Genomic DNA, 22,138 nt, shown 5'->3' with positions numbered 1-22,138 from the left:
TTGGATTATTTAATAGACGCATTAAAAGACGGACTGTGGGACACCGTGAAAATGCTGCCTTTCCTGTTTGCTGCATTTTTAATTCTGGAGGTTTTAGAGCATTATTCAGAAAAACACAGGAATGGGCTGCTCACGCGGATTGGCGGGGCCGGCCCCCTTGTGGGGGCACTTTTCGGGTGTATCCCCCAGTGTGGGTTTTCCGTAGCGGCCGCCAATTTGTATTCCGGCGGAGTGATTACCGTGGGAACGCTGCTGGCAGTGTTTCTTTCCACCTCGGATGAGGCCGTACTTCTGATCCTGGGGAACCCAGGCAACGGAGCAGTGGTAATCCGGCTTCTGGCCACCAAAGTAGTGATAGGAGTTTTATTTGGATACGCGGTGGATATCCTTTTCAGGAAAAGTCCGATGAAGCGAAAACAGCTGGGAAATATCTGCGATCACTGTGGGTGCGAGGAAGAAGGCGGCATCCTGAAAGCGGCTGTCCGCCACACCATACAGATCTTCCTTTATCTTCTGTTGTTTAACTGTGTTCTGAACCTTCTTCTGGAAGCGGTTGGTATTGAGACTTTATCCCGGATACTGATGAAGGATTCCCTGTTTCAGCCAGTGCTGGCCGGACTCATAGGATTGATTCCGAACTGCGCCGCATCCGTTGCTCTGACAGAGCTTTATCTGAGCGGAGTCTTAAGCTTTGGCTCTGTGATCGCGGGACTTTGCGCCAGTGCGGGGATTGGACTCGCGGTGCTTTTCCGCGTAAACAAAAATGGAAAAGAGAATCTGAGGATTTTGGGAATCTTATTTTTATGTTCCATGATCGCGGGAATGCTTCTGCAGGCGGTGATGTGACCGGACAGATAAACCGTCCCTGAAAATGTTTCCATTTATGGGATTAATGAAAATGAAGGGAATATTTAAGGGAAAATTCAGATATTTTAATCGTAATTTTATGCTATACTTAGGGTGCCGGCATAGGACAAAGGAGAAAGGCAGGGGTTACGATGAGGGAGGAACGGGTCAGAAGGATTACGATCGCAGCGGGAATCATCCTTGTGATAATATTATTGGCCATGTTTTTAAAAACTGTGGTATTTTCTGGAAAGAGCAGGCAGGCGGAGGCCGGAGACGGTACGGGCATCAAGACTACGGGCAGTCATGGAACGGCGGGAGATTCCAGCCAGCCGGTTTATATTGACTCCGGAGGAAAACGGGTCATCCAGTGGGAGAAGATAGAAGTTCCGGATTGGATAGAGAGGAACCTTCTTCCGACCAATGAATATTCCAGGCCGGGTACGGCGCTGAATGATGTGGACGGCATAGTGGTCCATTATACGGCAAATCCCGGCACCACCGCCAAGCAGAACCGGAATTATTTTGCAGGCCTGGCAGATGGAAGCTCCGGCACTTATGCCAGCAGTCATTTTATCATTGACACAGACGGCACGATCCTTCAATGCGTTCCCATGAGCGAAGTGGCATATGCTTCCAATGACAGGAACAGCGATACCATTTCCATTGAGTGCTGCCATGAGGATGAGAGCGGAAAATTCACGAAGGCTACCTATCAGTCCTTGGTGAAACTGACCGCATGGCTGGCGGATACTTATCTGATCGATACGGATGATATCATCCGCCATTATGATATAACGGGAAAAATCTGTCCTAAATATTTTGTGGACAATGAAGGCAAATGGGAGAAATTTTTAAAAGAGGTGGACAAGGCCAGATAATATGCTATAATCGGGGAGGAACTGAAAACGCATTGTATCCAGCGTATCCGGAACGTTAGACGGTCCGGGAAGCGGAACAGTAGCAGGAGGAAAAAATGAATACTTCGGTAAAAACCCGGAACATGGTCTTGACTGCGGTCATAGCAGCCATTATCATTCTGATGGCCTTCGTACCTTATGTGGGCTACATCAACCTGGTGGTCATAAAGGCCACTCTGATCCATGTACCCGTCATTATCGGATCCGTAGTCTTAGGACCGAAAAAGGGCGCGTTTCTTGGATTCATCTTTGGGCTCACCAGCCTGATCAACAATACCTTTAACCCCAGTCTTTTGTCATTTGCGTTCTCACCTTTTTATTCCGGAGGCAACCTATGGAGTCTTTTGATCTGCTTTGTCCCCCGGATCTTAGTAGGGGTGTTTCCCTATTTTGTGTTTAAGGGCATCATGATGCTGGGAAAGGGAAAGAAGTCTATAGAATATGTGGCTTTGCCCGCAGCAGGCGTGATAGGAGCTTTGACAAATACCCTGCTGGTGATGAACCTGATCTATTTCTGCTTTGTGGAACAGTTCGCTGCCGCAAAGGAAGTCGCGGTCGGCGCGGTATATCAGGTGATAATCGGAATCATCATAGCCAACGGAGTGCCGGAAGCCATCGTTGCGCTGGTACTTACCATGGCACTCGGAAAAGTTCTTTTGCATTTTAATTTCAGCCGATAGATAAAACAGATAAAAGCGCCTTATCTCCGACGGAGACAGGCGCTTTTTATCTGTTCTTTTTGCCGCGTCACAGCAAAATTTACGCTATTGTATTTTCTGCCTGTTTATGGTAAAATCCCTATGGAATTGTGGGCTTTACTGGTTTTTGGCATAGATGATCCAAAGCCCTTTTAAAAGCAGGCTGTCATCATAGATGATTTCGTGCCGGCAGTGGGGAATGATGGTTTTGGACAAGCCGCCGGTGGCGATAACGACGGGAGCTTCTCCAAGCTCTTCTGCGAACCGGTCGATCATGCCGTCCAGCATGGAAGCGCTGCCGAGGACGATGCCGCTTCTCATACATTCAATGGTGTTTTTGCCGATGACGTGTTTCGGCGTCTCCAGGCTGATGGTATAAAGCTGAGCGGCTTTTTGGGCCAGGGACTCCAGGGAGACACGGATTCCCGGCATGATAGCGCCTCCGATATAGTTGTGATGCCTGTCCACACAGGAGATCGTGGTAGCGGTCCCCATATCGATCACCACAAAAGGGGCTTTATATTCTTTGATGCCGGCTACTGCTGTCACCACCAGGTCACTGCCGACGGTGGCGGGATTGTCCATGACGATGTTCAGCCCGGTCTTGATACCGGGACCCACAAGGAGGCAGGGTTTCCCGATGATCTTTTCCACGGACAGCTTTACAGTGTTCGAAATAGGCGGGACCACGGAGGAAATGATGGCGCCTTCAAGTCCCTTGGGGTTAATGTGGTAAAGCTCCAGTATGTTTTTGATGGTGACGGCATATTCCAATACGGTCAGGTTTACATTGGTGGAGATTCGTTCGACAAAATAAGTCTGCTTTGCATCAATGCACCCGACTACGACGTTGGAATTGCCGATATCAATTGCGAGAATCATTTGAGATAAATCCTTTCTTGCGGCGCAGGCCGTCTTTAGAATAGGGTGCGGCCGGCAGCCGGCCACGGTGCGATTATAGCACAGAACCAAGAAAATAACAATCACTGCCAATAGAAGGAGTAAAAGATATGCTGCAGGGAAAGACGGTACTTTTGGGTGTCTCCGGAAGCATTGCCGCTTACAAAATCGCCAATCTGGCAAGACTATTGAAGAAACAGCGCTGTCAGGTGCATGTGCTGATGACAAAAAACGCGGCCAATTTTATCACGCCCACGACGTTTGAGACTTTGACGGGGACAAAATGTCTGATCGATACCTTTGACCGGAATTTTGAATTCAGTGTGGAGCATGTGGCTCTGGCAAAACTGGCAGATCTGGTGATGCTTGCGCCGGCCAGCGCCAATGTGATAGGAAAGATCGCAAACGGAATTGCCGACGATATGCTGACCACTACGATCATGGCATGTCCCTGTAAGAAGCTGGTGGCGCCGGCCATGAACACGAATATGTACAATAATCCTATCGTTCAGGAAAACATTGAGAAGCTCAAGGGATACGGATATGAATTTGTAGAACCGGTGGTGGGAATGCTGGCAAACGGCGATACAGGGAACGGAAAAATGGCCGATGAAGAGACGCTTCTGTCCTATATCCTCAGGGAGCTGGCTTTCGAAAAGGATATGGCGGGAAAGCGCGTTCTGGTGACAGCAGGTCCCACCAGAGAATCTCTTGATCCGGTGCGTTTCCTTACCAATCATTCCACGGGAAGGATGGGATATGCCCTGGCGAAAATGGCCATGTACCGGGGGGCACGCGTCACTCTGGTCACGGGGCCTGCGGAGATCCAGAAGCCGGATTTTGTAGAAACAGTGGAGATCACAACGGCAAAAGAGCTTTTTAAAGAGGTGACGGAGCGGGCGCCGGAACAAGATATCATTATAAAGGCGGCCGCTGTGGCAGATTACCGTCCGGTATTCGTCAGTGAGGAAAAGGTGAAGAAATCCGATGATTCCCTTTCTATCCAGTTGGAAAGGACAGAAGATACCCTGGGTTATCTGGGGAGAAATAAGAGGCCGGGACAGTTTCTCTGCGGCTTTTCCATGGAAACAGAAAATATGGTGGAGAACTCCAGGAAAAAGCTGAAGAAGAAAAATCTGGATATGATCGTGGCCAACAATGTGAAGGTAGAGGGAGCAGGCTTCGGAACCGACACCAACGTGGTCACCATCCTTACGGCAGAAGGAGAGACAGAGCTTCCCAAAATGAGCAAAGACGCGGCGGCGGGAATCATTTTGGATGAGATATTAAAGAGACTGTAGGATCTGCGTTACTTGGAGAGAAACCGTTCGTGCGGGAAGAAAAGACAGGAAGGAGAGGACATGAGGCGGATACTTACATTTTTGACCAGCCGAATGGTATGGGTAGCCATGGTGATCATCCTGCAGGTGGCATGGATCGTGGCTTCCGTGCTGCTTTTGGGGAAGTATTACTGGACGATCACGGTCCTTTTGTCCTTGATCGGACTTCTGCTGGTCATCCATATCGTGCGCCAATGGAATAATCCCGCCTATAAGCTGGCCTGGAGCATCCTGATATTGAGCGTGCCCATCGTGGGGACAATACTTTATCTGCTTTTTGGCAGGGCGAATGTGATAGTCGCCCATCGGAAAAGACATCAAAGGATAGACGAGGAGCTGTATCCTTATATGGTCCAGCGGGAAGGGATAGATCAGGAGCTTAAGGCGGCTGATCCGGCCATGGCAAAGCAGTCACGGTATTTATATGAGACTGCTCATTTCCCGGCTTACCGGAATGGGTCCACCCATTATTTTTCCGGAGGAGAAGAGTATTTTGAAGAGCTGTGCAAAGCTTTGAAGGAAGCGGAGCAATTCATATTTCTGGAATATTTTATTATAGAACAGGGATACATGTGGAAGACGATTCTGGAGATTTTGGAGAAAAAAGCAAAAGAGGGCGTAGAGGTGCGGCTTTTATATGACGATGTGGGCTGTATCTGGCTGCTTCCGAGAAATTATCCGCGCATTTTAGAGAAGAAAGGCATCCATTGCCGGACCTTTAATCCCTTCCGCCCTGTGATGTCCGCTATCTTCAACAACAGAGACCACAGAAAAATGGCTGTGATAGACGGACGCGTGTCGTTTTGCGGAGGGCTTAACTTGGCTGATGAATATATCAATAAGGTAGAACGCTTCGGCCATTGGAAAGACGGAGGGATCCTGGTGAAAGGCGGAGCGGTCTGGAATTATACTTCCATGTTTCTCGGCATGTGGAATTCCGTAAAGCATACGGATTTTGACTATGAAGCCTACCGTGTCAAAGAGCATATGGGTGAGAGCGCAGAAAAAGGATATGTCCAGCCTTATGGAGATTCGCCGCTGGACCATGAATGTACCGGTGAAAATGTATACCTGAATATCATCCATAATGCCAGGAAATACTTATATATTTATACGCCGTATTTGATCATCGACCACGAGATGATGGTGGCGCTGACTCTGGCGGCGAAAAGCGGTGTGGATGTGAGGATCATGACACCGCATATCCCTGATAAGAAGCTGATTTTCATGCTGACCAGATCCTATTATGCCCAGCTTATAAACGCAGGAGTGAGGATCTTTGAATATCTGCCCGGCTTCCTTCATACGAAAGCCTTCGTCGCAGACGATGCTCTGGCGGCCATCGGCAGCATCAATCTGGATTTCCGCAGTCTTTACCTGCATTTCGAGTGCGGAGCCCTGCTTTATAAAACGGAAGCGGTAGATGAATTAAAAAGGGATTTTGAATCGACCATGGAAGAATCCATGGAGATCACCATGGACTTTTGCAGGCGCCGCCCAGTATATGAGCAGATGCTGGTTTCAGCGATGAGTCTGTTTACCCCCCTGTTTTAAATTGGTTTGACGGTGGAACGGATGGGGAGGGAATTTTGAATATCACAATTAGGAGGAACATATCAAGTGGCTTTTAAGCAGCAGGAATCATGGAAAAACGAGATAGAAAAACGACGGACGTTCGCAATCATTTCCCATCCCGATGCGGGAAAGACGACATTGACGGAGAAGTTCCTTCTCTATGGAGGCGCGATCAACCTGGCCGGCTCCGTGAAAGGAAAAAAGACTGCGAAGCATGCAGTGTCCGATTGGATGGAAATAGAAAAACAGAGGGGCATTTCTGTCACATCGTCGGTTCTTCAGTTTAATTACGGAGGATTTTGTATCAACATCCTGGATACGCCGGGACATCAGGATTTCTCTGAGGATACCTACCGGACGCTGATGGCGGCGGATTCCGCGGTCATGGTCATCGATGCCAGCAAGGGTGTGGAGGCTCAGACGATCAAGCTTTTCAAGGTCTGCCTGCTCCGGCAGATTCCCATATTCACTTTTATCAATAAAATGGACCGGGATGCGAATGATCCGTTTGAACTGATGGATGAAATCGAGTCGGTTCTTGGCATTGCCACCTGTCCGGTCAACTGGCCCATAGGTTCAGGGCGGGAGTTCAAAGGCGTATATGAAAGGGACAGGAAATGTATCACCACATTCACGGCGGCGATGAACGGACAAAAGGAAGTGGACACAAAAGAGGTGGACTTGAATGACCCTCAGGTAAACTGGCTCATTGGAGAAGGTTATCACAGCCAGCTGCTGGAGGACATCGAGCTTTTAGACGGCGCGGGACAGGAACTTGACATGGAGCTGGTGAGACAGGGAAAGCTGTCCCCGGTCTTCTTCGGGTCTGCACTCACGAATTTTGGGGTGGAGACGTTCCTGAAGCATTTCCTGAAGATGACGACCCCGCCGCTTCCGAGGAAGGCAGATACCGGAATTATAGATCCGGTCAGTTCGGATTTCTCTGCCTTTGTATTTAAAATACAGGCCAATATGAATAAGGCTCACAGAGACAGAATCGCGTTTATGCGGATCTGTTCCGGAAAATTTGAAGCAGGCATGGAGGTAAATCATATCCAGGGCGGCAGAAAGGTGAAGCTGTCCCAGCCTCAGCAGTTGATGGCACAGGAGAGAAAGATTGTGGACGAAGCCTATGCGGGGGATATCATCGGGGTCTTTGATCCGGGGATTTTTTCAATCGGCGATACCCTTACGTCCTCCGGTCAGAAATTTGCCTACGAGGGGATCCCGACTTTTGCTCCGGAGCATTTTGCGAGACTTCGTCAGATGGATACCATGAAGCGGAAGCAGTTTTTAAAAGGTGTGAACCAGATTGCCCAGGAGGGGGCCATCCAGATTTTCCAGGAATTCAATACCGGCATGGAGGAGATCATTGTGGGAGTGGTAGGCGTTCTGCAGTTTGATGTCTTGCTGTTCCGTCTGAATAACGAGTACAATGTGGAAGTGAAGCTGGATCCGCTTCCCTATGAGCATATACGCTGGATCGCCAATAAGGACGGTCTGGATGTGGAAAAGATTCAGGGCACCTCTGATATGAAGAGGGTAAAAGACCTGAAAGGGAATCCGCTTCTCCTGTTCATCAACAGCTGGAGCATGGGGATGGTGCTAGACCGGAATCCGGGCCTTGTCCTGGAGGAGTTCAGCAGGAATTGACCGGGATATCATCGGCGTCAGGCAACAAGTACAGGCCGGATGGCATAAAATAGCCTTAAGGAAGGTATTATGCCGGGAGAGCTTGCCATGAGGATGAGCGATTTAAGAATGAAAGAGGTCATCAACATCTGTGACGGAAAGAGACTGGGATTTATAACCGATGCAGAGTTTGACTGTAAAACGGGCTGTATTCAGAAGTTCATCATACCGGGTCCGGCCCATATCTGCGGTTTTTTGGGCAGGGATTCGGAATACATAATTCCATATGGCTGTGTGGAGCAGATTGGGGAGGACTTTGTACTGGTGAAAGTGATCACGGAGGACTGCCTGAATAAATGCAAATGAGCAGCGGAAAAAGGAGGATATACCATGAAGTGTCCGTTCTGTAATAACGAAAACATCAAGGTGATCGATTCCAGGCCTGCAGAGGACAATAACGCCATCCGGCGGAGGCGTCAGTGCGAGGCCTGCGGACGGAGATTTACCACCTATGAAAAGATCGAGACGATTCCGCTGATGGTGGTCAAAAAGGATGACACCAGACAGGCCTATGACCGTGCGAAGATCGAGGCTGGAGTGCTGCTGGCATGCCATAAAAGGCCGGTATCCACCCAGGATATCAATCGCTTGGTGGACGAAGTGGAGAATGAAATCTTCAATTCGGAAGAAAAAGAGATTACCACCACCAGGATCGGCAACCTGGTCATGGACAAGCTGAAGCAGCTGGACGAGGTGGCGTATGTCCGTTTCTCCTCAGTATACCGGGAGTTCAAAGATGTGAATACCTTCTTAAAGGAGCTGGAGAAGCTTTATAAAGGCGGGAAAAGAGAGCTATGATGTTTAGACGATTTTATCCGGATGAATATGTGGACTCTTCTTACAGAATCGATTATGAGGCGTTATGGGCCAGGGGGGTCCGGGGCCTTTTGTTTGACATTGATAATACGCTGGTGCCCCATGGAAAGCCGGAGACGAAGGATGCGGTAGCTCTTTTTGCCAGGCTCCATGAGATGGGATTTGAGACTTGTTTGATATCCAATAACCAGGAGCCGAGGGTAGCACCTTTTGGAAAAGCGATGAACAGCCGTTATCTGTACAACGCCCATAAGCCCTCCAGGAAAAACTACAGGCGTGCCATGGAAGAGATGGGAACGGATGTTTCAACAACAGTATTTGTCGGCGACCAGCTGTTTACCGACGTGTATGGAGCCAAGCGCTGCGGGATATACAGCATATTGGTGAAGCCCATCCATCCGAAGGAAGAAATCCAGATCGTGCTCAAACGGTATCTGGAGCGGGTGGTCCTACATTTCTACAAAAAATCCTTGAAAAACTAATTGATATAGTATAGAATTAAACAGATAGACAAGTTGAACTGAAGGAGGAATATCAGAGATGGTATCAGCTGGCGATTTTAGAAACGGTATTACGGTGGAAATCGAAGGGAACGTGTTCCAGGTCATCGAATTCCAGCATGTAAAACCCGGCAAAGGCGCAGCTTTTGTTAGAACGAAATTAAGGAATATCAAGAGTGGAGGTGTGGTTGAAAAGACCTTCCGTCCCACAGAAAAATTTGAAAACGCTCATATTGACAGGGCCGATATGCAGTATCTTTATTCAGATGGAGAGCTGTATTATTTTATGGATGTGAATACGTATGATCAGATTCCCCTGAGTCAGGATATGGTCGGCGATACGCTTAAATTTGTAAAAGAGAATGAGATGGTAAAGGTTTGCTCCCATAAAGGGCAGGTATTCTCTATCGAGCCTCCTCTGTTCGTTGAATTGGAGATTACGGAAACGGAACCCGGTTTCAAGGGCGATACGGCTACCGGCGCGACGAAGCCTGCTACGGTTGAGACCGGCGCGGTGGTATATGTGCCTCTGTTCGTAGAGCAGGGGGACAAGATCAAGATTGACACCAGAACGGGCGAGTATTTATCCAGAGTATAAATTCAGAATCATAGAAAGAAGGCACTTCGGCTGATAAGCGAAGTGCCTTTTTTGACCACAGGTCTTATGCTTGTATCACATTTGGATATGACTAAATCATTCTCCGCAGATCATCTCGGGCAGGTCCATCCTGGGAGCTTCCTGTACGGGAGAGACCACGACGGCCTTGAAGGTACAGCCTTCGGCTACCGCTACGAAGTGGCCTTTTCCGGCAGCGATATCCAGTTGGACTCCTGCGGGGATACGAACCATCTGGGCGGTATCCATGGCGGGTTTTCCGTCAACGATATCGATGAACAGCATCAAAGCGGTTCCTTCAAAGAAATAGAACTGTTCTGCGTCCTCATGAAATTCGATTACGTCGAAGTTGGGAGTATGGTGCCATCCTTGGAGTACGCCGGACATGATGTTTCCGGTCTTGAATCCGGTTACAACAGGAAATGCGGTCCACTCGAAGAAAGTTTCCTTATAAGCTTCACATGTATCAGTGAAAGCCACATTCACCCCTTTAATAGTTACGTCCTTTAAATCCTGAATCTTTACATTCATATCAATATCCTCCGTTTTATTTTATACCTTTAAACAGTATAACACCCCAGGACGGGATTGAAAAGATAAAATGCTGGATTTTTTAGGGAATACATATTATAATATATCGGATAGGCTGAATGGGAAAACAGGAAAAATCATTGAAACCGAGGAGGAACCATGAAGAAACTGATTGATTTGATAACAGAGACCGTAGAGCAGGGATTTGAAGCCTGCGGATATGAGGGGTCACTGGGCAAGGTGACGCTGTCCAACCGTCCGGACCTTTGTGAATATCAGTGTAACGGCGCCATGGCTGGTGCGAAGCTCTATAAAAAGGCCCCCATCATGATCGCCGGCGATGTGGTGGAAAAGCTGAAGGACGCTCCGTGCTTTGAGGAGACTGCCGCAGTATCTCCCGGTTTTATCAATTTAAAGCTTTCCAAAGTGTTTTTGGCAGATTATTTGGAGGAAATGGATCACTCGGAAAAACTGGGAGTGACCTATGAAGGTGATAAAGAGACCATTATCATCGACTACGGCGGCCCCAATGTGGCCAAGCCTCTTCATGTGGGTCATCTCCGTTCCGCGATCATAGGCGAGAGCATGAAACGCCTGGGCCGCTTTCTGGGCCATGAAGTCATAGGAGACGTACATCTGGGCGACTGGGGTCTCCAGATGGGCCTGATCATCGAAGAGCTGAAGGAAAGAAAGCCGGAGCTCCCTTATTTTGATGAAGCATATACGGGGGACTATCCGGAGGAAGCGCCGTTTACCATAGGAGAGCTGGAAGAGATTTATCCGGCGGCCAGCGCCAAATCCAAGGCTGACGAGGCCTTTGCGGAGAAGGCCCATGACGCGACCTTTAAGCTGCAGAGCGGGGACAGGGGATATATGGCATTGTGGAATCATATCCTGAATGTATCAGTCTCGGACCTGAAAAAAAATTACGAAAAGCTGAATGTGACCTTTGACATCTGGAAAAAAGAGAGTGATGCACAGCCCTATATCCCGGCTATGGTCCGGGAGATGAAGGAGAAGGGATTTGCCCATGAGAGCCAGGGCGCCCTGGTGGTAGATGTCAAGGAAGATACGGATACTAAGGAGATTCCGCCCTGTATCCTCCTAAAGTCGGATGGAGCTACTCTTTATTCGACAACGGATCTGGCTACGCTGGTGGAAAGGGAGAAGCTGTTTTCTCCGGACCGTGTGCTCTACGTGGTTGACAAGAGGCAGGAGCTTCATTTTACACAGGTGTTCCGCTGCGCTAAAAAGACCGGGATCGTAAGGCCTGAGGTGAGACTGAATTTCCTGGGCTTTGGCACTATGAACGGAAAAGATGGAAAGCCCTTCAAGACCAGAGACGGCGGAGTGATGAGGCTGGAATATCTGATAAAGGAAATCAGCGATGCGGTCTATGAAAAAATCATGGAAAACCGTACGGTTTCAGAGATGGAGGCCAGGAAAACGGCCGAAGTCATCGGTCTGGCGGCGCTCAAGTACGGGGATTTGTCCAATCAGGCTTCAAAGGATTATATGTTTGATGTGGACAGGTTTATTTCCTTTGAGGGGGACACAGGCCCTTATATTCTGTATACCATTGTCCGGATCAAGTCCATTCAGGCAAAATATAAAGCACTGCCGGAGCATTATACGGGAACGGTAAGGATGCTTCCCGCGGCTTCTGAAAGTGAGAAAGCTCTTCAGATTGAGGTGAGCAAGGTTTCTGACGCCCTGCTGTCTGCATTTTCAGAACAGGCGCCTCATAAGATTTGTCAGTATATATATGACTTATCCAATGCTTTCAACCGATTCTACCATGAAACAAAGATCATGGCGGAAGAAGACAAAGAGAGGCAGGCGGCATATATCCGGCTGCTGGAGCTTGTAAAGCGGGTACTTGAAACCTGCATCGGTCTTCTCGGTTTTGAGGCACCAGACAGAATGTAGGTGGGAAATGATGGCGTTCTCCAGCGATACGATTCGCAGAAAATCCAAAAGTGCACAGGAATACGAAAAGGGAAGAGAGCTTTTCCAGATGGGAAAGGTCCGCTTTCTTTCCAGCGAGAGCTTTTGGAAAGGGGAAGAGAATTTAAAAACATCCGTTACGGACGGGAACAGGGTCTATCAGGTATCTCTGCTGATCAAGGGCGACTGCATCTATCAGGCGACCTGCCAATGCTCCGCCCATAAGGAATACAAAGGGCTGTGCTGCCATGAGGCGGCGGCAGCCTTTTATGCAATGGAAAAAAGGGAAGCAGAGGCTTCTCCTCATGTATCTACGCCGCCGGAGGTCCGGCGGATGATCCACACGTATACCAGCCGGGAAATGACAAAGCTGATGGCTTCCAAAATGGAAGAGAAGATCCATTTGGAGCCGGTGCTCCGGGAAAAAGGCGGAATGCTCCGTGTTTATCTGAAGGTCGGTATAAACAGATTTTATCTGGTGAAGGATATGGCGGCATTTTCCGAAGCCCTGGAATGCGACGCATATGTGGAGTATGGAAAGCAGCTGGGCTTTTATCACAGCCTGGAAGCCTTTGATGATGATTCTGCCCGGCTGGCAGAGGAGATAAACAGGGCTGTAGGAGAATACCGTTATCTTTACGAGAAGCTGAACCCCATAAGAGGGGGTATGATGCCGGTGCTCCGGGAACTGGAGCTTTCCCCGGGTGCCTGTGACAGCTTTATGAAAGTGCTGACCGGACGAACGGTGGAATTTGAGACACAGGAAGGGAGCATAAAAGAGCTCAAGGTAAAAAAGGAGAATCCGAGGCTGTTTGGCGTCATTCGGGCGCATGGAAGGGACGGGGCCAGGATCTCCCTTCTGGATGAAGTCACGGTATTTTACGGAAAAAGGAGGATGTACCTGATACGGGAGGACATTCTCTACTGCTGTGACAAGGGCTGTACTGCCGTTTTAAAGGAGTTTCTGCAGGCCATGAGTCCGGGAAAGGGAAGCGGAATCCTGTCTGTGGAAATGAGTGAAAAGGACCTTCCTTCTTTTTGCGACTATGTCCTCTCGAGAATTTCCGGCTACGTCAGCCTGGAATCCATGGGCATAGATCTGGAACAGTACCATACAGAGCCTCTCAGAACAAAGTTTTACTTTGACAGTCCCTCTGCTGATGAGATTACGCTGAAGGCGGAATTCTGGTACGGTTCGGTTAAATTCACCCCTTTTGACAGGACGAAGTATTCGGAAGTATTTCGTGACCAGGTGGGGGAACTGATAGTCGGAACTCTGATAAAACAGTATTTTACCGGACGTTATGCCGATGACAGCTGCTTTACTGTCAAAGGGGATGAAGAAGCCATGTTCAGCCTGCTGGACGGGGGAATCTCAGAGTTCGAGAAGCATGGAGAAGTATATTTAAGCGGCGCGATGAAGGAACGCAGGATACTTTCCGAGAGCAGGGTCTCAGTGGGTGTCAGCCTGCAGGGAGAGTGGCTGAATCTGCAGGTGGATGCAGGCGGCCTGTCTTCTTCAGAGCTGTCGAAGATATTGTCTGCCTATCGTCAGAAACAGACCTATTACCGCCTGAAGTCAGGAGATTTTCTGAGGCTGTCCGAAACCGGCTTCGGAACACTGGCTGAACTGTCAAGGGGGCTGGCTCTGGATGATCGTCAGCCACTTGAAGGCGAGATCCATGTGCCAAGATACCGGAGCCTCTATCTGGATAAAGTGCTGAAGGACGGAAGACATATTGACGTAAACCGGGACAGTGCTTTTAAATCCATTGTCCGAAATATGAATTCCGTGAGAGAAAGCGATTTTGAAGTGCCGCCGTCTTTGGGAGACACCCTCAGAGAATATCAGAAGCACGGATTCTTCTGGTTCCGCACATTGGACGCCTATGGCTTCGGAGGCATCCTGGCGGATGATATGGGCCTGGGCAAGACGATTCAGGTCATAGCCCTTTTGGTGGATGAGGCCAGAAAAGATCCGGATATGAGAGCGCTTATCGTATGCCCGGCTTCCTTGATTTACAATTGGGAGAGTGAGCTGCGCCGGTTCGGACCGGAGCTTACGGTGACCGTTGTGGCCGGCACGGGAGCGGAGAGGGCAGAGCTCCTGTCCGACGGACGGGAGCCCTCACAGGTATATGTCACCTCCTATGACCTTCTGAGAAGAGATACGGCGCTGTACCAGAGCAAAGAATTTCGTTTTCAGATCATTGATGAAGCTCAGTATATTAAAAACCATGCGACGCAGAATGCGAGAGCGGTAAAACGAATCCGTGCAGTCACTAAATTTGCTCTGACCGGTACGCCCATTGAGAACCGCCTGGGGGATCTGTGGAGTATATTTGATTATCTGATGCCTGGATTTCTGTACAGCTACCAAAAGTTTAAAAAAGAGTTTGAAATGCCGGTGCTGCGGGACGGAGATAAGGCCGCTTTGAAGCGCCTGCATCGGATGATTGGCCCATTTCTGCTGAGGCGCTATAAGAAAGATGTCTTAAAGGATCTGCCGGATAAATTGGAAAGCGTGGTGTACTCCCGTCTGGGAAAGAGCCAGAGAAATCTGTATGCAGCCAATGCCATGAAGTTAAAAAAAGAACTGGAATCCTCCGGAGATGAGCAATACCAAAAGAGACGGATCCAGATTCTGGCGGAGCTTACAAGACTGAGACAGCTTTGCTGTGATCCGGGCCTTTGCTACGAGGATTATAAAGGCGGTTCGGCCAAATTGGAGACTTGTATGGAGCTGGTCTTGGGTGGAGCGGAGTCAGGCCATAAGATTCTGTTGTTCTCTCAGTTTACTTCCATGCTGGATGTCATGGGAGAACGTCTTTCCAAAGAAGGAATCGCATATTATAAGCTGACGGGGCAGACAGGAAAAGAGGAACGGATGGAACTTGTCAATGCGTTCAATCATGACGAGGTACCGATATTCCTGATCTCCCTCAAGGCAGGCGGAACAGGGCTCAATCTGACTGCGGCTGATGTGGTCATACACTTTGACCCGTGGTGGAATCTGGCAGCACAGAATCAGGCCACCGACAGGGCCCACCGGATCGGACAGAAAAAGGTGGTATCGGTGTTCCGGCTCATAGCCAAAGACACCATTGAGGAAGGGATCCTGCGGCTTCAGGAGATGAAGAAGGAGCTGACGGATCAGGTGATCGAAAATGAGGCGGCTTCTTTCGGAAGTCTCAGCAGGGAGGCGCTGATCAAATTGTTGGAGGAAGAGGATGCAGGATTATATTGATATGCACTGCGATACCCTTCTGGTATTTGCGGACGAAGGCGGAAGCCTCTACGAAAATCAGATGAAGATTGACATCCGGAGACTGAAGAAGGGAGGATGTCTTGCGCAGTTCTTTGCTATTTGGATGCCGGATGAGGATGCGAAAATCCAGGTAAAGGTCCTACCGGAAAAAGATGAGGACGGAAAACGCCCAGAATCAGAGCTGGCTTTATGGGATGAATTCTATATTGAAAAGTTGATCTCCGGAATTAAAAGGGAGGTTTCACTGCATGGAGACGAGATCGCGCTCGCCGGTTCCTATGGGGATCTGAAACGGAATGAAGCGGATAAAAAGATTTCTGCTTTTCTGACTCTGGAGGACGGCAGGGCGGTGCGCGGAAAGCTTGAAAACCTGAAGAGGTTTTATGATATGGGGATTCGGCTGATAACTTTGACATGGAACCATGATAACTGCTTCGGAAGGGCCAACTACAGAGACGCTGTCTATGGGAGCAGGGGCAGCGGTCTGTCTGCTTTCGGAAAAGAGGCGGTGGCCTATATGAATGCTTTGGGAATGATCGTAGATGTGTCCCATCTGTCGGATGAGGGCTTTTATGATGTGGCAGAGCTTTGCGCCAGGCCTTTTGTGGCGTCCCACTCCAATGCGAGAGCATTGGCGGACTGCTCCAGGAATATGAGTGACGATATGATCCGTCTGCTGGCAGAAAAGGGCGGCGTCATGGGGTTAAACTTCGCTCCAGGATTTTTGGATGAAGATTTTTTCAGTGAACACAGCAGTGCTGCCCGAATGGCCGCCCATGCACGTCATATCCTGGACTGTGGAGGGGAAGGCGTCCTGGCGCTGGGATCCGATCTGGACGGTATTACAGGAGACCTGGAGATCGATTCTCCGGATAAGATGTATCTTTTATGGGAAGCCCTCAAAAATGAAGGCTTTACGGAACGCCAGCTGGAGCTTGTCATGCGCGGAAACGCAGAGCGGGTCATCCGGGATGCCATGGGATAAGTTTTACGGTTTCCGGCAGAGTTTTTCCATGATTGCTATGGAAGAATAAAGGGAACTGTGATAAAATGAATTCATCTTGGATAAAAATAAAACGGTAAGGAGAAAGAGAAGGTATGGATAATTTTACATTTTACAGCCCGACATATTTTGTGTTCGGAAAAGGAAAAGAGAATGAGACAGGCCATTATGTAAGGCGCTTCGGCGGCAGCAGGGTGCTCATCCATTACGGCGGCGGAAGCGTTGTCCGTTCCGGTCTTTTAGACAGGGTAAAGGCTTCTCTGGACAAGGAAGGGATTTCCTACATAGAGCTGGGGGGCGTGAAGCCGAATCCCAGGAGCGGCCTTGTATATCAGGGCATTGAGCTGTGCAAAAAAGAAGGGGTGGATTTTGTCCTGGCCGTCGGCGGAGGAAGCACCATTGATTCCTCCAAAGCGATTGCCATGGGAGCTGTTTACGACGGAGATTTTTGGGATTTCTACGCAGGCAGGGCAGCTGCGGAGCGCGCTCTTCCGGTAGCGTCGGTCCTGACCATAGCGGCAGCCGGCAGCGAAGGCAGCGACGGATCCGTGATCACCAACGAAGACGGCATGTACAAACGGCCTTATGGGAGCGAAGTCATCCGGCCGGTATTTGCTGTCATGAACCCGGAGCTTACGATGACGCTGCCGCCGTATCAGACGGCTAGCGGCTGTACGGACATCATGGCTCATGTATTTGAACGGTATTTTACCAATACGAGAAATGTGGAAATCACGGACCGGTTCTGTGAGGCTGTTCTCAAAACTATCATCAAGGAGCTTCCGAAGGTCCTTGAAGATCCCAATGATTATGAGGCCAGAGCCAATATCATGTGGGCGGGCACCATGGCGCACAATGATATCTGCGGAGTCGGCAGAGAGCAGGACTGGGCGAGCCACAATTTGGAGCATGAGCTTTCCGCACTTTATGACTGCGCCCACGGAGCGGGCCTGGCTGTGATGTTCCCTGCATGGATGACTTATGTGATGCCCCATGATGTAAACCGTTTTGCTCAGTTTGCGGTCCGCGTTTGGGGATGCGAAATGAATTTCGAACATCCGGAGGAGACAGCGAGGGAAGGAATTGCGAGGACTAAGGCATTTTTCCGCTCCATTGGTATGCCGACCTCTTTCTCGGAGCTGGGAGCAAAAGAAGAGGATATACCGAAGCTTCTGGATACTCTGCAGATTGACGGACGTACAGAGGGATTCTTTGTGAAACTGGGACGAAAAGAGTGTGAAGAGGTCTACCGTCTGGCCTGTAGATAGAGTGTTGACAGGAATGATGAAAGCCGGAAGAGAAGGGCGGGAGAGAGATGAAAAAACGTTATTTGTGCCCGGTGTGCGAGCATGAGCTGACGGCAAAGAGTTTTTGCCCGGAGTGTAAGCGGCTTCGGAAAGAGCCGATTATATATGAGGGAGATTTCCTACCCAATGAAAGCGGATCGGGGGCAGGAGTCCTCGAAACTGCGGAGGTGACGACGAAGGATACATGGAGCGTAGGGAGCTATGGGAGCGCTCCTCCGCGTTCCAGTGCTAAAAAGCCTTCGCCGGATACATACCGGAACACCAGGTATCCGGATGCCTGCGGTGGAAAACATACATATGGAATACCAAATGTTGATCCTCATCGGAAGAAAAATACTCTGGAGGATGAGAAAAAGAAAGACGGCAGCGGCATGAAGATCGTGGGAAGGCTGTTTTTCGCTGCGGCCCTGATCCTGGTGGTCATCCTTTGCTGGGAACCGATCAAGACAACGGCTCTTAAGCTCTGGAAGGACAGCGGTTTGGAGGCGGCATTTAACGGAGGTAATGCTTCAGAAGAGGAGTCGGCCGGGGCAGATAGCTCTCATCAGGACGTTGATGAGGAAGAAATCCTGGCGGCCGGCGAACCGTGCAGTGGTTATTCCCATTACGATGTGGACGGACAGATTTATATGAACACGCTGGCCGGCTACTGTAAAGAACTGTGGCAGAGTGAAGATATCCAGGTTTCCGATGCGGTGACCAGCAATTGGATATCCTCCTACGGGGACAGAGACTACACCTATTATGAGAAAAGCGTCTATGTTGATATCGGTGATGATACGGGAAACTATTTTCGGATTGTTTCCGATACAGTCACCGGAGAGGTGATGCAGGTATCGGTCTCTGCCAGCGGAAGGGATACGGCTCAGAAGCTCCTGCTTTTAGCGGGCTGCGGTCTGGACCCTGCGGCAGACCGAAACCAGCTCTGGCAGGAGGTGCAGGGCTTTTTTTCCGATGCGGAAGCGGATGGCTATCTGTTTACGGAGTGGGGAACGAGTGATCTTTACGTTTCCATCGACGAGGGGAGCTATTACTGTACTCTGGAGTGCCTGGACGAATATGACAAATATTGACGGCAGAAGGCGCGCAGTTTAGAAGGAGGAGCGAAAAGGGGTAGGCCATGGAGAATTTTGATTTTTATGCGCCGACAAAGATGTTGTTCGGCAAAGGGAAGGCAACTTGCCTGCCGGAAGAAATGAGACCGTGCGGAAACAGGGTGCTCATGGTATACGGCGGTGGCAGCATTAAAAAGAACGGTATTTATGATACCGTATGCGGCATTCTGAAGGAAAACGGCTTTCAGTTCTGGGAGCTTGGGGGAGTGACGCCGAATCCTAAAATTGAGACTGTGCGGGCAGGGATCGCCATGGCGAGGGAACATCAGGCCGACATGATTCTGGCTGTGGGCGGCGGAAGTACCGTGGACTGCGGAAAAGCGATAGCAGCGGGATATTTCTACGGGGGAGATGCCTGGGATGTGGTGAAAGACCCGTCTCTGATCACCGATGCGCTTCCGATATTTACTGTGCTCACCATGGCGGCTACTGGATCGGAGATGAATCCGACAGCGGTGATCACCAATCAGGCCGTCCATGAGAAGCAGGGAGTGCACAGCAGCCATCTGTATCCCCGGGCTTCCGTTCTGGATCCCACATATCTGTATACACTTCCGGCGGTTCAGACAGCAGCCGGCGTGGCAGATATCATGTCCCATATTTTTGAAGGGTATTTTAAAAAGACAGAGGACGCATATGTGCAGGATAAATTTTCAGAGGGAATCCTTAAGACCTGCATCAAATGGGGTCCTGTGGCTCTGACAGAGCCGGAAAATTATTCGGCCAGGGCAAATATCATGTGGGCGGCCAGCATGGCTCTAAATGGACTGTGCGGATGCGGCAAGGAAGGAAAATGGTCCTGTCATGCCATACAGCATCAGTTGGGGGCCTATTATGATATCACTCACGGCGTAGGGCTGGCTGTCATTACTCCTGCCTGGATGCGGTATATCCTGTCGGAAAGCACGGTAGGGAAGTTTGTGGACTATGCCATAAATGTGTGGGGATTTCCCAGGCAGCCGGATGAATTTGCCTTGGCTAATATGGGAATTGACGCCACGGAGCAGTTTTTTGTGGACTGCGGGCTTCCCGCTACACTTTCCGAACTGGGAATCGACGATTCCCTGTTTGAGGTAATGGCAAAGGCCGCGGTACCTTACGCACAGCTGGATACGCAGGCCTACGTGCCTCTGCATGAGCAGGATGTGGTAAACATATACCGCGCCTGCTTGTAAAGAGGGAGGATTTAAAAATGACGGCATCCGGAAATGGAGAAAAAGCGTCGGCGGGGCTGCAAAGGGAAGAAACAAAGAGAGGAGATACAACAATTATGGAACACAAGTATAAGCCGGAGACCATCTGCATTCAAAGCGGCTGGACACCTAAAAAAGGGGAGCCGAGGGTGCTGCCCATCTATCAGAGTACAACGTTTAAATATGATACCAGTGAGCAGATGGCCAGGCTTTTTGACCTGGAAGAGGACGGATATTTTTATACAAGGCTGCAGAACCCTACCAACGACGCGGTCGCACAGAAGATCTGCGAGCTGGAGGGTGGTTCTTCCGCCATGCTGACTTCCTCAGGGCAGGCGGCGACTTTTTACGCGATATTCAATATCGCTTCGGCGGGAGACCATATCATAAGCTCCGCTACCATTTACGGCGGTTCCTCCAATTTGTTTACCGTGACGCTCAAAAAGCTGGGCATTGATTTCACTCTGGTGGATCCGGAAATATCTCCGGAGGATTTGGAAAAAGAATTTAAGCCCAATACCAAGGCCGTATTTGGAGAGACGATCTCCAATCCGTCACTGGTAGTTTTGGATATCGAGAAATTTGCAGAGGCGGCGCATAGGCACGGCGTTCCGCTGATCGTGGATAATACATTTGCGACTCCCATCAACTGCAGGCCCTTTGAATTCGGTGCGGATATCGTGACTCATTCCACTACGAAATATATGGACGGGCATGCAATGAGCGTGGGTGGATGTATCGTAGACAGCGGGAATTTTGACTGGATGGCTGTTAAAGAAAAATTCCCCGGGCTTACGACTCCGGATGATTCTTATCACGGACTTGTATACGCGGAAGCCTTCGGGAAAAAGGCGTATATTATGAAAGCGACGGCCCAGCTGATGAGGGACCTGGGAGCGATTCAATCTCCCCAGAACGCATTCCTTTTGAATGTGGGACTGGAGACGCTGCACCTGCGGGTTCCCCGCCACTGCGAGAACGCGCAGAAAGTGGCCGAATACCTGGAAGCGAATGAACAGGTGGCCTGGGTGAATTATCCTGGGTTAAAGAGCAGTCCTTACTATGAACGGGCTCAGAAATATATGCCGAACGGCACCTGCGGCGTGATTGCTTTCGGCCTTAAAGGCGGGAGAGAGCTTTCAATCCGCTTTATGGACAATCTGAAGCTGGCCTGTATCGTGACCCATGTGGCGGATGCAAGAACATCGGTACTTCATCCTGCCAGCCATACCCACCGGCAGCTGAGTGATGAGCAGCTGATCGAAGCAGGCGTAAAGCCAGATTTGATTCGTTTTTCCGTCGGAATCGAGAATGTAGACGACATCATCGCCGATATTGAACAGGCTCTTAATTGCACAAAAGAATAAAAGAAACGATGCACTTCAAGGTGACGGATCTGACGCCGGTACCTTGAAGTGTTTTTTGTAGTACTTTTGAATACCTTTCAAACAAACCTATCTTTACGAATCAGAGAGACAGGAGGAGGTCCGCCGCCGTAAGGCGTGCGGGCTCTGCGGATATCCGATTCTTTTCTGGAATCAGGAAAATGGAAAACATTCATAACGGTGCGGCAGACAGGAGACCGGCAGAATGATTCCGGACCGGCCTAAAGGGGAGCGCCGCAGGGCAGCGGCCGGTGTTCCCCAGGCAGAGGGAGGCAGAAACGGAAATACCGATTCCGTTTCTGAGGGAACGGGAGACGGGAAATCATAAGGATTTCCTGTCGACTGTGAGCGGTACTGCCGGAGCGGGGATAAAGCGGCTCCTGCATCGCCAGCGAACCGACATTGTGACGGTCCGGAATTTCTGCCGGTATTTTGAGAGCCCTTAAGGGAATGATTCCAAAAAGTATTTGGTAGTACACTTCCGCA

Annotated in this window: 20 protein-coding genes; 18 read left to right on the top strand and 2 right to left on the bottom strand. The window is 49.8% G+C overall.

Features of this window, described 5'->3' with window-relative positions; genetic code table 11:
• The 3 genes from LQE92_RS01165 to LQE92_RS01155 all read left to right on the top strand — a co-directional run bounded on the left by LQE92_RS01165 (position 1) and on the right by LQE92_RS01155 (position 2,446).
• The gene (locus LQE92_RS01165; protein WP_231061181.1) at positions 1-846 is read left to right on the top strand and encodes a putative manganese transporter; all 846 of its coding nucleotides are present in this window, start codon (positions 1-3) and stop codon (positions 844-846) included.
• A 152-nt stretch (positions 847-998) separates the two neighbouring features.
• Complete coding sequence (locus LQE92_RS01160; RefSeq protein ID WP_231061180.1) at positions 999-1,727, top strand: peptidoglycan recognition protein family protein; 729 nt, start codon at positions 999-1,001, stop codon at positions 1,725-1,727.
• Positions 1,728-1,822: 95 nt separating this feature from the next.
• On the top strand, positions 1,823-2,446 hold the full coding sequence (locus tag LQE92_RS01155; RefSeq protein WP_231061179.1) for an ECF transporter S component: 624 nt from the start codon (positions 1,823-1,825) through the stop codon (positions 2,444-2,446).
• 135 nt (positions 2,447-2,581) lie between these two features.
• Here the strand turns inward: LQE92_RS01155 and LQE92_RS01150 are convergent, their stop codons facing one another.
• Complete coding sequence (locus LQE92_RS01150; protein WP_231061178.1) at positions 2,582-3,346, bottom strand: type III pantothenate kinase; 765 nt, start codon at positions 3,344-3,346, stop codon at positions 2,582-2,584.
• Positions 3,347-3,474: 128 nt separating this feature from the next.
• Between LQE92_RS01150 and coaBC the strand changes: the two genes are divergently transcribed.
• The 7 genes from coaBC (at position 3,475) to efp (ending at position 9,885) form a co-directional block, all read left to right on the top strand.
• On the top strand, positions 3,475-4,665 hold the full coding sequence (gene coaBC / locus LQE92_RS01145; RefSeq protein ID WP_231061177.1) for a bifunctional phosphopantothenoylcysteine decarboxylase/phosphopantothenate--cysteine ligase CoaBC: 1,191 nt from the start codon (positions 3,475-3,477) through the stop codon (positions 4,663-4,665).
• A gap of 60 nt (positions 4,666-4,725) precedes the next feature.
• Positions 4,726-6,258 carry a cardiolipin synthase gene (gene cls, locus LQE92_RS01140; protein ID WP_231061176.1) on the top strand — a complete coding sequence of 511 codons (1,533 nt, stop codon included), beginning with the start codon at positions 4,726-4,728 and terminating at the stop codon, positions 6,256-6,258.
• Between the two features lie 66 nt (positions 6,259-6,324).
• The gene (locus LQE92_RS01135; protein WP_231061175.1) at positions 6,325-7,932 is read left to right on the top strand and encodes a peptide chain release factor 3; all 1,608 of its coding nucleotides are present in this window, start codon (positions 6,325-6,327) and stop codon (positions 7,930-7,932) included.
• Between the two features lie 87 nt (positions 7,933-8,019).
• Positions 8,020-8,277 carry a YlmC/YmxH family sporulation protein gene (locus tag LQE92_RS01130; protein WP_231061853.1) on the top strand — a complete coding sequence of 86 codons (258 nt, stop codon included), beginning with the start codon at positions 8,020-8,022 and terminating at the stop codon, positions 8,275-8,277.
• A gap of 24 nt (positions 8,278-8,301) precedes the next feature.
• A complete protein-coding gene (nrdR, locus tag LQE92_RS01125; RefSeq protein WP_147595695.1) occupies positions 8,302-8,769 on the top strand; it encodes a transcriptional regulator NrdR in 468 nt (155 codons plus the stop codon).
• Positions 8,769-9,269: a YqeG family HAD IIIA-type phosphatase gene (locus tag LQE92_RS01120; RefSeq protein WP_231061852.1), complete on the top strand. Its 501-nt coding sequence runs from the start codon at positions 8,769-8,771 to the stop codon at positions 9,267-9,269. The genes nrdR and LQE92_RS01120 overlap by 1 nt, the downstream gene beginning before the upstream one ends.
• A 58-nt stretch (positions 9,270-9,327) precedes the next feature.
• A complete protein-coding gene (gene efp, locus LQE92_RS01115) occupies positions 9,328-9,885 on the top strand; it encodes an elongation factor P (protein ID WP_231061174.1) in 558 nt (185 codons plus the stop codon).
• A 96-nt stretch (positions 9,886-9,981) separates the two neighbouring features.
• Here efp and LQE92_RS01110 read toward each other — a convergent pair whose 3' ends face one another.
• Positions 9,982-10,434, bottom strand: coding sequence for a hypothetical protein (locus tag LQE92_RS01110; RefSeq protein WP_231061173.1), 453 nt, complete (start codon positions 10,432-10,434; stop codon positions 9,982-9,984).
• A 159-nt stretch (positions 10,435-10,593) separates the two neighbouring features.
• On the opposite strand from LQE92_RS01110, the gene argS reads away from it, so the two are divergent.
• The 8 genes from argS to LQE92_RS01070 all read left to right on the top strand — a co-directional run bounded on the left by argS (position 10,594) and on the right by LQE92_RS01070 (position 22,098).
• Positions 10,594-12,363 (top strand): arginine--tRNA ligase, encoded by a 1,770-nt coding sequence (gene argS / locus LQE92_RS01105; RefSeq protein WP_231061172.1) that lies wholly within the window; start codon positions 10,594-10,596, stop codon positions 12,361-12,363.
• A gap of 10 nt (positions 12,364-12,373) precedes the next feature.
• Positions 12,374-15,628 (top strand): DEAD/DEAH box helicase, encoded by a 3,255-nt coding sequence (locus LQE92_RS01100; RefSeq protein ID WP_231061171.1) that lies wholly within the window; start codon positions 12,374-12,376, stop codon positions 15,626-15,628.
• Positions 15,612-16,634, top strand: coding sequence for a dipeptidase (locus tag LQE92_RS01095; protein WP_231061170.1), 1,023 nt, complete (start codon positions 15,612-15,614; stop codon positions 16,632-16,634). The genes LQE92_RS01100 and LQE92_RS01095 overlap by 17 nt, the downstream gene beginning before the upstream one ends.
• Positions 16,635-16,747: 113 nt before the next feature.
• Positions 16,748-17,920, top strand: coding sequence for an iron-containing alcohol dehydrogenase (locus LQE92_RS01090; protein WP_231061169.1), 1,173 nt, complete (start codon positions 16,748-16,750; stop codon positions 17,918-17,920).
• 47 nt (positions 17,921-17,967) lie between these two features.
• Positions 17,968-19,032, top strand: a complete 1,065-nt coding sequence (locus LQE92_RS01085; protein WP_231061168.1) for a hypothetical protein — start codon at positions 17,968-17,970, stop codon at positions 19,030-19,032.
• A 47-nt stretch (positions 19,033-19,079) separates the two neighbouring features.
• Positions 19,080-20,249: an iron-containing alcohol dehydrogenase gene (locus LQE92_RS01080; RefSeq protein ID WP_231061167.1), complete on the top strand. Its 1,170-nt coding sequence runs from the start codon at positions 19,080-19,082 to the stop codon at positions 20,247-20,249.
• A 95-nt stretch (positions 20,250-20,344) separates the two neighbouring features.
• Positions 20,345-21,634: an O-acetylhomoserine aminocarboxypropyltransferase/cysteine synthase family protein gene (locus tag LQE92_RS01075; protein ID WP_231061851.1), complete on the top strand. Its 1,290-nt coding sequence runs from the start codon at positions 20,345-20,347 to the stop codon at positions 21,632-21,634.
• A 269-nt stretch (positions 21,635-21,903) separates the two neighbouring features.
• A complete protein-coding gene (locus LQE92_RS01070) occupies positions 21,904-22,098 on the top strand; it encodes a hypothetical protein (protein WP_231061166.1) in 195 nt (64 codons plus the stop codon).
• Positions 22,099-22,138: the final 40 nt, after the last annotated feature.

Source organism: Lientehia hominis (assembly GCF_021044755.1).
GTDB classification, from domain to species: domain Bacteria; phylum Bacillota; class Clostridia; order Lachnospirales; family Lachnospiraceae; genus Lientehia; species Lientehia hominis.
The sequence above is the reverse complement of the archived record's forward strand: the minus strand, read 5'-3'. Positions and strand labels throughout refer to the sequence as shown.